Origin of the sequence: Psychrobacter sp. Ps6 (assembly GCF_022129235.1) — a bacterium.
Lineage (GTDB): Bacteria > Pseudomonadota > Gammaproteobacteria > Pseudomonadales > Moraxellaceae > Psychrobacter.
In genome coordinates this window covers 597255-610961 of sequence record NZ_JADQAI010000001.1, presented here as the reverse complement: position 1 = coordinate 610961, position 13707 = coordinate 597255, and the positions used below count along the sequence as shown (strand labels likewise).

Genomic DNA, 13707 nt, shown 5'->3' with positions numbered 1-13707 from the left:
GTAGATAAACGATTGATATTGGACAAAATTGGGCTGACCTCGCACAGCTCTTTTTACCCTACCCTTTTTGTCATATAATAGCTGCCGATCTAAATATTTTCTTGAATTATTTTTACTAGCATATTTTCTGTTGCAATCGTCTCGTTACCATTTATTATTGACGTAACTATTTGCGGGCTAATGAGCGACAATGAGTATTTATTGACATGACGGTTGATAAACCGATTATCATGAGCAATATACCTACTATTAGTAATTAAGTATTATCAACACAGCGTAACCCTCAGTACTATATTGAAATACATTGAACATCGAGCCTTGTAACCGGTTTTGAACCGACACACAAACCTACCTTTTAAAAAGATACCTTCTATGACTGATAAAAGCACTGACACACCAAGCCAAGATTATAAAGACACGCTGAACCTTGCGGATACGCCATTTGCGATGCGCGCAAACCTTGCCAAGCGCGAGCCAGATTGGTTGGCTGCTTGGGAAGCAGATGACGTGTACGGTAAAATTCGTCAGGCGCGTGCTGGTGCGACTAAGTATATTTTGCACGATGGCCCTCCATACGCCAACGGTCAGATTCACTTGGGTCACGCAGTCAATAAAGTACTAAAAGATATTATTGTAAAATCAAAAACCTTATCAGGATTTGATGCGCCTTATGTCCCTGGTTGGGATTGTCATGGTCTGCCAATCGAACAAAAAGTCGAAGCCAAGGTCGGTAAAGTGGGTCAAAAAGTGTCTGCAACCGAATTCCGTGGTCTATGCCGTGAATATGCCAGCACGCAGATTGAACTGCAAAAGGCAGACTTTAAGCGTCTAGGCGTATTCGGTGATTGGGACAATCCTTATCTGACCATGAACTTCCATCAAGAAGCCAATATCGTACGCGCGCTTGCCAAAATCTATGACAATGGTCATGTGACTCGTGGCATGAAGCCAGTAAATTGGTGCTTGGACTGTAGCTCAGCTCTCGCAGAAGCTGAAGTAGAGTATCAAGACAAAGTCTCTGACGCGATCTATGTCAGCTTTGATGTACTTGGTACAGATAAATTGACCGCATTATCAGATATCGCAGATAATATCGCTGCCGTTATCTGGACGACTACGCCGTGGACACTACCTGCTAACCAAGCTATCTCAGTACATCCTGAGCATAACTATAGCGTGGTTGCGACCGAAAAAGGCAACCTCCTATTAGCAGCTGATCTTGTAGAGACGGCGTTGAGTGAGCTGAAATTAGAAAATAATGGCATCTTAGCGACCGTATCAGGCAGTGAGCTTGAAGGATTGAACGCTCAGCATCCACTGATTGAAGACCGTCAAGTACCGCTCATCTTGGGCGATCACGTCACTACCGATAGTGGTACTGGTCTGGTACATACTGCACCTGGTCATGGTCTAGACGATTATATCGTGGGTCTAAAATACAATTTACCAGTGGAAAACCCAGTCAGCGGTACGGGCGTTTATTTAGACAGTGCTGCGGTATTTGCTGGTGAGCACATCTATAAAGCCAATCCAAAAATCATCGCTGCCTTACATGAGAACGGTCACTTAATCAGCCATACCAAAATTGAGCATAGCTATCCGCATTGCTGGCGTCACAAGTCACCGATTATTTTCCGTGCCACGCCGCAGTGGTTTATCAATATGGAAACCAAAGGCTTACGTGCTCGCGCGCTTGCCGATATCCCTACAGTCAACTGGACACCAGCGTGGGGACAAAACCGCATCGAAGCCATGATGACAGGTCGCCCTGACTGGTGTATCTCACGTCAACGTACGTGGGGCGTGCCAATTACTTTCTTTACGCACAAAGAAACGGGCGAGTTGCATCCAAACACGCTTGAACTGATGGAAACTGCCGCGCAAAAAATCAATGAGGGCGGTGTTGAAGCATGGTTTGATGCCAGCTGTGAAGATTTCTTGGGTAGTGAAGCCGCTGACTATGACAAAGCAACGGACACATTGGACGTTTGGTTTGACTCAGGCACAACGCATTTTGCCGTACTTGAGCAACGCGATGAATTGACCAATCCAGCTGACATGTATTTAGAAGGTTCTGATCAGCATCGTGGCTGGTTCCAGACGTCATTATTGACGTCGGAAGCCATGTATGAGCGCCCACCGTTTAAGCAGGTATTGACCCATGGTTTTGTGGTCGACGAAAACGGTCGTAAGATGAGTAAGTCACTTGGCAATATCATCACACCGCAAGAAGAGATCAACAAAACGGGCGCGGATATGCTGCGTCTGTGGATTGCGTCTAGCGATTATCGTTATGAGATGAGCGCTGGTAAAGCATCATTTAAAGGAGCGATAGATCAATATCGCCGTATCCGTAATACCTTACGCTTCTTGCTTGCCAATACCGATGACTTTGATCCAGCGACTGACAGCATTGATATCAATGAATTGGTCAGCCTTGATAAATTCATCATTGAACGCGCACAAACCGTACAAGCACAAATCATGAGCGCTTATGATGCGATGGACTTTCACCAAGTCACCCAGCACGTGACGGCGTTTTGTTCGCAGGACTTGGGTAGCTTCTATTTAGATATCATTAAAGATCGTCAGTACACCACGCAGGCGGATGGCCAGCCGCGTCGTTCTGCGCAAACGGCTATCTATCACATCGCCCATGCCTTGATCCGCTGGATCACACCGATCTTGTCATTCACGGCGCAAGAGGCTTGGGAAGTACTGAACCAACGTGAGGCTGATAAAGGTGGCTATGTATTCACTCAGGAATGGTATGAGTTCCCAGCATTTGAACTAAGCGCCATCAGCAATGATGACTGGCAGCGTATTATGTTTGCCAAAGACATGGTAAACAAGCATATCGAAACCGCACGTGGCGAAAAAATCATCAATGCCAACTTGTCTGCCGATGTGAGCCTATACGCTGACGGTGCCATGTATGAAAGTCTAGCCAAGCTTGATGAAGAACTGCGCTTTGTACTCATCACTAGTAACGCAGAACTAAAGCCAATGAGCGAAGCACCTACTGATAGCAGTGTACAGGTAGATGAAGCAACCGAAACGAATACAGAAGAGGCTGTAGATCTAGTGGTACAAGTTAGCGCTGCCACTGGTACTAAGTGCGTACGCTGCTGGCACATTCGTGATGACATCGGCACAGATAGCGCCCACCCTGAAATTTGCGGTCGCTGCGTGACCAATGTCAGTGGCGATGGCGAGGTGCGCCATTATGCCTAACCCAACAGACTCATCTGACAGCCAGCACAATAAGCCGTCGCAAGCTGAAGTCGATAAATCGCCTCAGCCTGCTCATGCGACTACAGGTAGCTCGACCACACCTAGAAGTCGACTGACCAAGTCAACAAATAGGACACCAAAAATGGTGGGCAATGGTAGTCGCGCTTTTATATGGTATGCGCTGGCGCTGATTATCATTGTCATAGATCAGTGGACCAAGTGGCTGGCAGAAACCAAGCTGACCTTTCATGATCCAGTGCCAGTGATCGAGCCATTTCTTAATTGGACATTGGCTTATAATTACGGCGCGGCATTTAGCTTTTTGGCAGATGCTGGCGGTTGGCAGAAGTGGTTCTTTTCAGGGTTGGCATTACTCATGTCGCTGTTTTTGATCATCTATCTGCTCAAAGCGCCACGTAAAGCAACACTACTTTCGCTTGGACTTGCCATGGTATTGGGCGGTGCGCTTGGTAATCTAATCGACCGTTTGTTACATGGTCATGTGATTGACTTTATCCATGTGCACTATGCTGATGCTTGGCATTATCCGATTTTTAACATCGCAGATATTGGGATTTCTCTCGGGGTTGTACTGATTGTCATCGATATGCTGTTTTTGGAAAAAAAGCGTGAAATGCCACGGTCATAACCGTCTATAGATAGAGATGTTAATTCAATTTATAAATAAAAAAAGGTGGGTTACGCAGTCGTAACCTACCTTTTTTATTTACTATTTCTGACGATTGAATATATATGTTAATTTGACCTATCTGCACAATCTCTATTCATGCACCCAAATACCAGCCTCATCGACAAAGTAAGTGTGTGTCTTCGACCTCGATATTATATACCGTCATAGTAAGAGAACCTTCGCCCTCTTCCCAATCTATAGTATCAGGATCTTTCCACTCGCCTTGACGGAATCCAAAGAACTCAGCATGTTCACGTTCATCTTTAGGTGTTTGTTCTAAGAGGCGTTGCTTCCACTCCTTATCGTACTCATATAATTTGTCTGTCACTGCTTGATAAGTGACGCCATATTTGATCTCTTCGCCTGTGGTTAAATCAATCAGGCTGCCGTATTGAGCAGGACTGTCTTCATCGAAATTTGGTACAAAACCAATATTAGATCTATCTGTTCTATAAATTTTTCTTAGTGATGTAGTATCATAGGGATTATTACCAGACTCAGCCGAGTACTTAATCAAGTCTTTGTTAATTAAAACATCTTGAGACCTTACTTTTTTCGCTTGAGTCCACTTTGAGCTTTCAATCCATAATGGATGATTCTCTGTTATCAATAATCGAGTCGAAGGTTGATCATCAACCAACCTCTGAAGTTCAATTTGTTCTTGCATGGGTAATGAAGAATCAATTGCAATCGATAATTCTAACAACTTCACCAACACACTTTCAGTAACTCTAGTATTCTTTACTGATTTATATATCAGTTCACCTGAGCCATCAGCAAGTTTGGATAATACTTTATCACCAATTTTTAATTGTTCTATCGGTACTAAACCTTTTTCTGTATGTACTAATGTGCCAGCAGTGAAACCTGAAAACTCTTTATCCATATTGTTAACTCGCTAAGATGATTCAATATCGAGCATGCTGTCATATACCCACAAACCTTGCTCGCCTATAAAGTAAGTATGAGTATTTGCTACCTCAATGTTATATACCGTAGTGGTAACTGGCCCTTCCCCCTCTGCCCAGTCGATACCTGCACCCTCTTGCCAAAAGCCTGTACGGAAATTATAAAACTCGGCAGTGTCTCTTAGCTCTACAGGGGTTTGCTCTAATAGTCGTTGTTTCCATCCCGAATCTTCTATGAAAAGTTTCTTAAAAACTGGATCATATCCACCATGTGATAATGATTTACCAGTTAATAAGTTAATAAACCTGCCATCATTAGTTTGACTAGACAAATTTGGTATAAAACCTACTTCAATGTTCTCTGTTTTAAAAATAGGCTCTAAGATTTCTCCAGAATTTCCGATCTCACAGAAAGCAGGCTCACCATTTTGTAATGTTGCCATATCTCCCATTTCTATGTCACTGGCTTTGACCCATCCCTTATTTTGTATCCACACTGGATGACTGTCCGTACAAAGCACATCAATGTATAGATCAAAGTTATTTTGCTGTTCGAATGGTAAGTCGTCTACAGACTCTGGTGTAAAGGTAGCAAAAAATACAGGCACATCTTCTGTGACTATAGTACGAAGTACTGGCTTATAGACTAGCTCACCTTCCACGTTGTGTTGATCTCTAGATAAAACCATATCGCCGACTTTAATGTCTTGTATCGGTATTAATCCTTTATCGGTATGCACCAATGTGCCACCAACGAAGCCTGACTTATTCATAATCACATTATCCATATTTGTGTCTTAGTTCTCATTTATAGAAACTCTGATAATAAATCAGTCAATGTCTCTAGCCCGCCACCTGCCAATAAAAACAGTAACCCTGCCATGTTAATGACAACGGTCAAATAATAGGTAACGCGAAACTCAGACTTTTGTGATTTGTGCCGTAGATACGTTTGTGCGAGCAACGCCCCTACCCAACCGCCAAGCGCGCTTAGTATATGCAAGGTTGACTCAGGCGTACGCCAGCCGTTATTTTGCGCCGCCCGCTTGTCTTTGGCATAAATCCCATAAGTGATAATTCCTAATACTATATACCAACCGATCACTAGCCAACTCAGTTTATCTGTCGCTGCTAATAAAATTAAGACACCATAAAAAGCCAGTCCAAGGAACGAGCGTTTCTTTTGTCCTACTTCAAACTCCGCTTGATGGCTGCGTTTTTGGTTGCGCTGACGGATTTGCTGATTTTTTTGTGCCATTTTTTGCTGTACAAAACCAAGTTCTTGTACTTGTTTGGCCTGCCTGCGCCCTTGATCGTCTTGTCCAATACTAAAAACGACTTGCTCGCCAATATCAGGACGGCGCTGCGCTCTAAACTCACTCACATGAAAGAAAACAGATTCACCTGTCTCAGTTTCAATGAAGCCAAACCCTTTATCGTCCTGCCATTTTTTGACAGTGCCTTGTTGTTTATTCACCACCGACACCTCATATCTTTTAGAATTGCCAGTTATAGTACACCATATGCGTTACATTATTGACGCTTACATCTGGTCGCAGATGACTTATCATTTCTTACACTATAATATGGCATCCAGATTCTTTATTCTTTTATTCCAGCAAATGATGGCTTTTCATTATGACCCAATCTCAATTTATTAATCCAAACGAAGACACCCGTATCACTCATGGCAGCCTTGTAAAGCTGCATTTTGAAGTATCACTAGAAAACGGTACTATCATTGACTCAACATTTAGTCGTGAGGCGCCCGTCTCTTTGACTATCGGTGATGAGAGCTTACTCCCAGGTTTTGAGCAGGTGCTGATGAACCTACGCGCCGGTGACACTCGTACTGCACACCTTGAGCCAGAACAAGCTTTTGGCGACTGGAATCCTGAAAACATCCAACACTTTAGCCGCCCTCAGTTTGCGCTCGTCGCGGACAATCCAGAAGTCGGTATGATGGTTGAGTTTGAGGACAAAGGCAAAAACACGCTGCCTGGTATCATCAGTGCCATCGATGAGGATCAAGTGGAAGTAGATTTCAATCATCCACTGGCGGGACAAGACGTGTTATTCAAAGTAAAAATATTTAAAGTCACACCGCCTGGCGTCACTGGCATACAACTCATGTAGTTGCCCAAACGCACAAACAATCATAAAAAACGAAAAAGGACACTCGAATGCAATACACAACGCTACCGCAGCTCGATGAAAAAGTATCTAAGATCTGTCTGGGTACGATGACATGGGGTCAGCAAAATACAGAAGCGCAAGCACATGAACAAATGGATCTCGCCCTTAGTGAAGGGGTGAATTTTTGGGATACTGCCGAGATGTATCCATCACCACCAGATAAGGACAAACAAGGCGCTACTGAACGGTTCATGGGTACTTGGTTTGATAAAACCAAACAGCGTGACAAAGTGATTCTTGCCAGCAAAATCTCACCGATGGATTTTTTGCGCGATGGTCAAACGCGCTTCAACGCTGAGCATATCAGTAGCGCGATTGATGGCAACCTTGAACGTCTACAAACCGATTATATCGACATCTATCAGCTACATTGGCCTGAACGTCACACGAATTTTTTCGGTCAGCGTGGTTACACACAAGACATGGCAACGCAGTCATTAGAGGATTTAACCCCATTTTTAGAAACCATTCAAGCATTGAACGATGAGATCAAAAAAGGTCGCATCCGTGCTTATGGCTTATCGAACGATACCGCGTGGGGACTCATGCGCTATCTATGGGAAGCGGACAAAAACGGCTTGATCGCGCCTATCACGGTGCAAAACCCATACAGTCTGTTGAACCGTCTATACGAAGTGGGTATGGCTGAGATGGCACACCGTGAAAACGTTGGTCTACTCGCTTATTCACCGCTTGGTTTTGGTGTGTTGTCTGGTAAATACCTCGATGGCAAACGCCCTGCTGGCGCCCGTCTAACGATGTATGATCGCTTCAGCCGTTATACCAACGAGCAAGCTGTATCAGCGACCGAGCAATACGCCAAGATCGCTACTGATGCTGGACTGGATATGGCGCAAATGTCACTGGCCTTTGTTAACTCGCGTCACTTTGTCACCAGCAACATCATTGGTGCTACAACGATCGACCAACTCAAATCAAATATTGATAGTGTCAACGTGGAGCTAACATCAGATGTACTCGAAGCCATTGAAGCGGTACACGCGCAGCATCCAAATCCGTCACCTTAGTTAGTTCTAGATCAGCTATCTATAAATTGATGCACCCGCATTTATTGTAGACACAAAAAAGGCGCAAACCGCAGTCATATAACTCGCGGTTTTCGCCTTTTTATTCACTAAGCTGGCTTAACTATAAATAATCAATCTTCAACGGGTACACGAAGTACTCGTGAATGTAACTCTGCCAATCCTTCTTGCATACGTGCTTGCAACAAATTAGTCAGCTCGCTTTTGGTACAGCCTTTTGGATCTAGCGGTGCCAGTGGCAATACATACGCGGTGACATCTTTGCTATCGAGCACTTTTTTCATGCTGTCCTTCATCGTCATCTTGCCATAATATGGCAGCGCGTCACTAAGTGTGCCGTCTTTATCGACATAAGCGATAACAATGGGTCTAACAGGCACATCGGCATCTATCGCTGACTGGAGCAACGTCCCATGAATACGCTTGATTTTTTTGCCACTAGTGGTGGTCGCCTCAGGGAAGAAAATCACCGAAAAACCTTTGGCTAAGAAATCAGCTATTTGTGAGGATACCGAACCTGCATCACCGGAGCCGCGCTCGATGAACAGCGTGCCTGCCGCATGCGCGAGCTTACCAAATACAGGCCACTCACCAATCTCAGCTTTGGATAAAAAGAACGCTGGACTCACGGTACCAACGACAGGAATATCCATCCATGACACATGGTTTGACACCCACAAGCCGTGATGTTGCTCTACTGGTTCGACTTCAACGACCTTTACCCCAAATGAGCCTGCCATCTTGCGACAAAACGTCTGAATATAACGTGGCAGTTTTTCGCGCGGTGGCTGTTTGAATGCACCGATGCGCTTTGCCGCGCGTATGCCGCCGACCATAGTCGTGGTCATACCAGCGATTTGCTTGCCGCGTCCTAGCTGCTGTCTGAGTGAAAAGCTTGATTTAGCTTGGCTCATCTTCGCCCTCATGATTAAATAACGGGTGTTTAATAGTCAAAAAACGAGCCCAGTATAACAAAGTTCATACGCTCAGTGATAGGGTGTTCACTCAGTGAGTGCTGACTTTTATACAAACGGGCAATAAAGCAGATTTATAAAAAATTAATCTCAGTCAGCGCTGTAACATAAATCTATCGCTAATTATGCTCATACCCTTTAATATCAAGTGATAAGCCCACATATAAACAATCATATGAACGCTATATCAAAGTATACTGAACTGATAATAGCGATATATTTACTTTATTAAATAGGTGATACTCTTTGGATTATTTTGAAAGACATGAAGGTGGCGAGCGCGCCATTATTGTACATTTAGACATTCGCCAAATTCAAGATCCTGACGATCTAGGCGAGTTTGAACTACTAGCAGATTCAGCAGGTGCTGATCGCTTGGCACTGGTCACAGGCTCACGTGCACGCCCTGATGCCAGATATTTCGTTGGTAGCGGTAAAGCAGAAGAAATTGCAGAACTGGTGCGCGAGCATGATGCAGATATCGTACTGTTCAATCATAATTTATCGCCATCACAAGAGCGTAACATCGAAGCGCTGGTGAAGTGCCGTGTACTGGATCGTACTGGTTTGATTTTAGACATTTTCGCGCAGCGTGCTCGTACTTACGAAGGTAAACTACAAGTAGAGCTGGCTCAGCTGAACCATTTATCGACACGTTTGGTCCGTGGTTGGACGCATTTGGAACGTCAAAAAGGGGGTATTGGTCTACGTGGACCCGGCGAAACCCAGCTTGAGACCGATCGTCGCTTGCTACAAGTGCGCGTCATGCAGCTCAAAAGTAGAATTGAGAAGGTCAGACAAACTCGTGCGCAAGGCCGAGCCCGTCGCCAAAAATCGGACGTACCAACCATATCATTGGTTGGTTATACCAATGCGGGCAAATCCACTTTATTTAATCGCTTAGTCGATGAAAATATCTACGCAGCTGATAAGCTATTTGCGACACTCGATCCAACGCTACGCCGCTTAGACTGGCAAGGCGTTGGTCGTGTGGTATTGGTTGATACGGTAGGTTTTGTCCGTCATCTGCCGCATGAATTGGTTGAATCCTTTCATGCAACGCTAGAAGAGACGCTAGAGGCGGACTTATTATTACACGTCATCGATTCTTCTAGTGAAGATATGCATGAGCAAATTCAGGCGGTCAAAGAGGTACTGGCTGAGATTGATAACGATGTGCCGGTACTCAATGTTTATAATAAGATTGATTTGACTGACGAGCCTGCACGTATTGGTTATGCTAGCGAAGGTCAACCTAATCGTGTCTATGTGTCTTCTAGAGAGAACTTAGGCATAGAAGAGTTGTCATTAGCCGTGCAGCAGCTACTAACTGGCACATTGACCACTTTTGATTTGACGCTACCCTATCATGCAGGACAGTTAAAAAATACCTTGTACGAGCTTGGTGTTATTGAAGAAGAAAGCTATGATGATAGCGGCCATGAGTGCTTGACGATTCGCTTGCCAAGCGATAGACTAAGACAACTACTCGGACAAGCCAATCTCAAGCCCACCGATGTATTACCGCTTGCACAAGCAACATTGCTGATGCCAGTACTTGAGGAATTTGAGCAGCCCGACGAACATGAAGTTGAAGAGCCGACGATGACAGCAGAAGAAGAAAGAGCATTTGACGAATTTAATGCGCTCAATTCACAAACCGCTGATTCTGAAAAATAGTCGCTGCTGAAAAACGATTGTTGACGTCAATAGATAAGTAAACCTTTGATTCATACTGTTAGACAGCAATCTTTTATACAGTAGGTTAAAATAGCATAGACGGTATCAATCGATATCGTCTATTTTTTTGAATGTGTCTACAAGCTTTATTAGTAAGCTTATTCTCTATATAATCAACGGTTATACATTCAACAAATATTGATAGGTAATACTCGCCACTCAAAAGTTGAAATGTCACTACTGTCTAGTATCAGCGTTCATAATATTATTTTTCACGTTATATTATTGATACCATCGCCCGCTCGTTTTTATAAACTCATCACCTATATCTGACTTGGCCACACTGCTTATGAAGCCTGCCCACTCCTCCCATCTCCCGCTATGGATTTCGTTAATTTTAACGTTGATTATGGTTATCGTTGTCCGAGAGACGGCTGTGGTTCTTTGTCAGTTGGCAGGTATCGAAAAAGCCGCCAATATTGTCGGCTTGGTGGCAATGTTTGTTATCTTGATGATATGGCGATTGCTCAAAGGGTTGCCTAACTGGCTCACTCAAGCCAGTAACACCCTCCTCGTCGATAGTGGTTTTGCATTTCTGCCCGTCTCAGCGGGTGCAGGCTTACTGCTATTCGCGCTAGGAGATGAGCTGTTGGGCGTGATGGTCACAATGATAGTAAGCACGCTCATACCGATGTGGGGACTCGCGCTACTGGCCAATCGCTGGTTGAATCAAGATGCCAATGCCGACAGCGGCACGACTAATCAGCAAAAGGAACAGCCGTGAGCTGCGGAGAGATATTATGACTTTTGACAGCGTATTTATGGCGACCTTAGCAGCCGTACTCCTAACCTTGGTGGCACACGTCATTGCACGTGTGTTAGCGCGTAAATTATCATGGTTACCAATGGTAATTACCGCGCTCGTTTTGGTACTGGTCTTCTTATTTTTATTGCAATGGGATTATGACAACTACTACAGCGCGGCAAAGCCTATATTCGATCATCTATTAGGATATGTCACAGTACTTTTGGCGGTACCACTAGCCGCAATGAACTTTAAAGGACTGCCTGTCAAAAAGCTCTCTTTGATCGTTGCTATTGCTAGTGTCATTGGCGCCCTACTGCCCATGTCATTGGCTTATCTATTTTCATTGAGTCACGACAGCATACTTGCTTTTGCTACCCGTTCTGTGACTACTCCCATTGGCCTCAGTGTTGCAGACTTAATCAATGCGCCATTAGCACTGGCGAACCTGATCATCATCGTCTCAGGTCTCATTGGCGGCGCTGTCGCCCGTTTTTTGTTTCGCGGTATCAATGATGATCGAGCTAAAGGTCTTGCACTTGGACTGGCTGCTCACGCATTTGGTACAGTAGAAGCGTGGCAAATCAGTCACACAGCGGGACGTTATGCAGCATTTGGCTTGGCAGTGAACGGGTTGGTTACTGCAGTTTGGGTACCTATCTTTATCAGTGCTGTCGGTATCTAGACTGATTTTGCTTACCGCTTTGACAGATGACTGAGCACTGTTTCATCATTTCAATCATTATTTTTATTGTTATTGCTTACTCAGTAACGAGACTAATAGACATGACATTTGGCTCATCCAACCATTGTCATCACCTTTGCATTTTAGAGAATTAAAATAAGGTATGCATCAAAAAAGTGCTTGCCTATAATCCAATATAAACAGATATTTAACAATCTTCAAAAATATAGCACTTTGATTTATTTAAGTTTGTTTAACGATAAAAATTTGATTTTACAACTTATTTTGTCAATCTGATGCGGTAAAAAGTTATTATATGTTATAGTAAGCAACTATTATTTTTTGTATCTATTGCAAGTGGTTCTTGTTAGACGTGGTATTTGCTAGGTCGCTATATCGATGACGAGCTATAAAATCCTGCAACCCCGATGACCGCTTAAGCGCGTAAAATAACGCGTCTATAGGCAAAACAATTTGCTATTATTCGATAAAAAGTGATAACACTATGATAAATACTGCTACTCTGATTACTCGCTGTTTGTCTCCTATTTTATTAAGTGCGATTGCCCTCTCTACTTTTTCTACTGCTGCCAACGCTGGCAATATGTATATCTATAAAGACAAAGGTGGACAAGTACTACTGACCAACGTCAATCCTAGTGGCAATTTTGATAAATTCACTAAAAAAGTTAAAGTCACTTATTACAAAGACTCGAAAATGTATGACGGCAGTAATAGTAGCAATGACTATGGTAGCAGTGCCGCTAGCAATAGTGGTAGCCGCAACGCTTACGACAGCTACATTCGCGCCTCTGCTGAACGTAATGGCGTAGATCCTGCCCTTATGAAAGCAATGATGCATACCGAATCCGCTTTCAATCCCAATGCTCGTTCACCAGTCGGTGCGCAAGGCCTCATGCAGCTAATGCCAGCGACGGCTCGTCGCTTTAATGTGAGTAACCCTTGGAACCCTGCAGACAATATTGAAGGCTCAGCCAAATATATCGCTTGGCTCATGCGCCGTTTTAATAACAATGTGGAGCATGCAGTAGCTGGCTACAATGCGGGTGAAGGCAATGTCGACAAATATGGCGGTATTCCTCCTTTTAAAGAAACCCGTAACTATGTACAAAGAGTCATGAGCCGTTATCATAGCTTGTATAAGAATGATGCTGGGCTATCTGGCGCTAGTATGAGTGCCAGCAATCAAACAAGTAGCACCATTAACAGTGGGTTACGCAACGTCAGTTACGGTACTAGCAATAATGTGAATAGTGCTAGCTATGCTAACTCAGCTTATGATGCTTTGCGCTAAGCCAGAGCTAAGCTAGAAATGAAATAGACTGGCGACCTAAAAAGCCAGACATAAAAAAGCCCGTTAATTTCTTAACGGGCTTTTTTATGTCTGGACGCTTTATATCGTGATAGGTCATCAATAATAAAGCCAAACTATGAGCGCTGAACCAGCACTCACAGTATTTTCCAATA

Annotated in this window: 12 protein-coding genes; 8 read left to right on the top strand and 4 right to left on the bottom strand. The window is 43.9% G+C overall.

The features are described from left to right. Positions 1 to 372 precede the first annotated feature (372 nt). Both ileS and lspA read left to right on the top strand, forming a co-directional pair. On the top strand, positions 373 to 3234 hold the full coding sequence (gene ileS, locus I3255_RS02580) for an isoleucine--tRNA ligase (protein WP_238036461.1): 2862 nt from the start codon (positions 373 to 375) through the stop codon (positions 3232 to 3234). Next, entirely contained in the window at positions 3227 to 3883 is a 657-nt protein-coding gene (gene lspA, locus I3255_RS02575; protein WP_238036458.1) for a signal peptidase II, read from the top strand. The genes ileS and lspA overlap by 8 nt, the downstream gene beginning before the upstream one ends. A gap of 157 nt (positions 3884 to 4040) precedes the next feature. Here lspA and I3255_RS02570 read toward each other — a convergent pair whose 3' ends face one another. Genes I3255_RS02570 through I3255_RS02560 form a run of 3 tightly spaced genes read right to left on the bottom strand, consistent with a single transcriptional unit; the run spans position 4041 to position 6310 of the window. Beyond that, positions 4041 to 4811 (bottom strand): Hint domain-containing protein, encoded by a 771-nt coding sequence (locus I3255_RS02570; protein WP_238036456.1) that lies wholly within the window; start codon positions 4809 to 4811, stop codon positions 4041 to 4043. Positions 4812 to 4823: 12 nt separating this feature from the next. Beyond that, complete coding sequence (locus I3255_RS02565) at positions 4824 to 5621, bottom strand: hypothetical protein (protein ID WP_238036454.1); 798 nt, start codon at positions 5619 to 5621, stop codon at positions 4824 to 4826. 20 nt (positions 5622 to 5641) lie between these two features. Beyond that, positions 5642 to 6310, bottom strand: coding sequence for a cold shock and DUF1294 domain-containing protein (locus tag I3255_RS02560; RefSeq protein ID WP_238036452.1), 669 nt, complete (start codon positions 6308 to 6310; stop codon positions 5642 to 5644). Between the two features lie 161 nt (positions 6311 to 6471). Here I3255_RS02560 and I3255_RS02555 point away from each other — a divergent pair, with 161 nt between their 5' ends. Together I3255_RS02555 and I3255_RS02550 are read left to right on the top strand one after the other, a co-directional pair. Next, on the top strand, positions 6472 to 6969 hold the full coding sequence (locus tag I3255_RS02555) for a peptidylprolyl isomerase (RefSeq protein WP_238036451.1): 498 nt from the start codon (positions 6472 to 6474) through the stop codon (positions 6967 to 6969). A gap of 47 nt (positions 6970 to 7016) precedes the next feature. Further along, positions 7017 to 8057 (top strand): aldo/keto reductase, encoded by a 1041-nt coding sequence (locus tag I3255_RS02550; protein ID WP_238036450.1) that lies wholly within the window; start codon positions 7017 to 7019, stop codon positions 8055 to 8057. Between the two features lie 131 nt (positions 8058 to 8188). Here I3255_RS02550 and I3255_RS02545 read toward each other — a convergent pair whose 3' ends face one another. Beyond that, positions 8189 to 8989 carry a lysophospholipid acyltransferase family protein gene (locus I3255_RS02545; RefSeq protein WP_201600441.1) on the bottom strand — a complete coding sequence of 267 codons (801 nt, stop codon included), beginning with the start codon at positions 8987 to 8989 and terminating at the stop codon, positions 8189 to 8191. A gap of 306 nt (positions 8990 to 9295) precedes the next feature. Between I3255_RS02545 and hflX the strand changes: the two genes are divergently transcribed. The 4 genes from hflX to I3255_RS02525 all read left to right on the top strand — a co-directional run bounded on the left by hflX (position 9296) and on the right by I3255_RS02525 (position 13534). Further along, positions 9296 to 10729 carry a ribosome rescue GTPase HflX gene (hflX, locus tag I3255_RS02540; protein WP_201600443.1) on the top strand — a complete coding sequence of 478 codons (1434 nt, stop codon included), beginning with the start codon at positions 9296 to 9298 and terminating at the stop codon, positions 10727 to 10729. A 349-nt stretch (positions 10730 to 11078) separates the two neighbouring features. Then, complete coding sequence (locus I3255_RS02535; RefSeq protein ID WP_238036449.1) at positions 11079 to 11513, top strand: CidA/LrgA family protein; 435 nt, start codon at positions 11079 to 11081, stop codon at positions 11511 to 11513. Between the two features lie 16 nt (positions 11514 to 11529). Further along, positions 11530 to 12219, top strand: a complete 690-nt coding sequence (locus I3255_RS02530; protein WP_238036448.1) for an LrgB family protein — start codon at positions 11530 to 11532, stop codon at positions 12217 to 12219. A 505-nt stretch (positions 12220 to 12724) separates the two neighbouring features. Further along, positions 12725 to 13534 carry a lytic transglycosylase domain-containing protein gene (locus I3255_RS02525; RefSeq protein ID WP_238036447.1) on the top strand — a complete coding sequence of 270 codons (810 nt, stop codon included), beginning with the start codon at positions 12725 to 12727 and terminating at the stop codon, positions 13532 to 13534. Positions 13535 to 13707 lie beyond the last annotated feature (173 nt).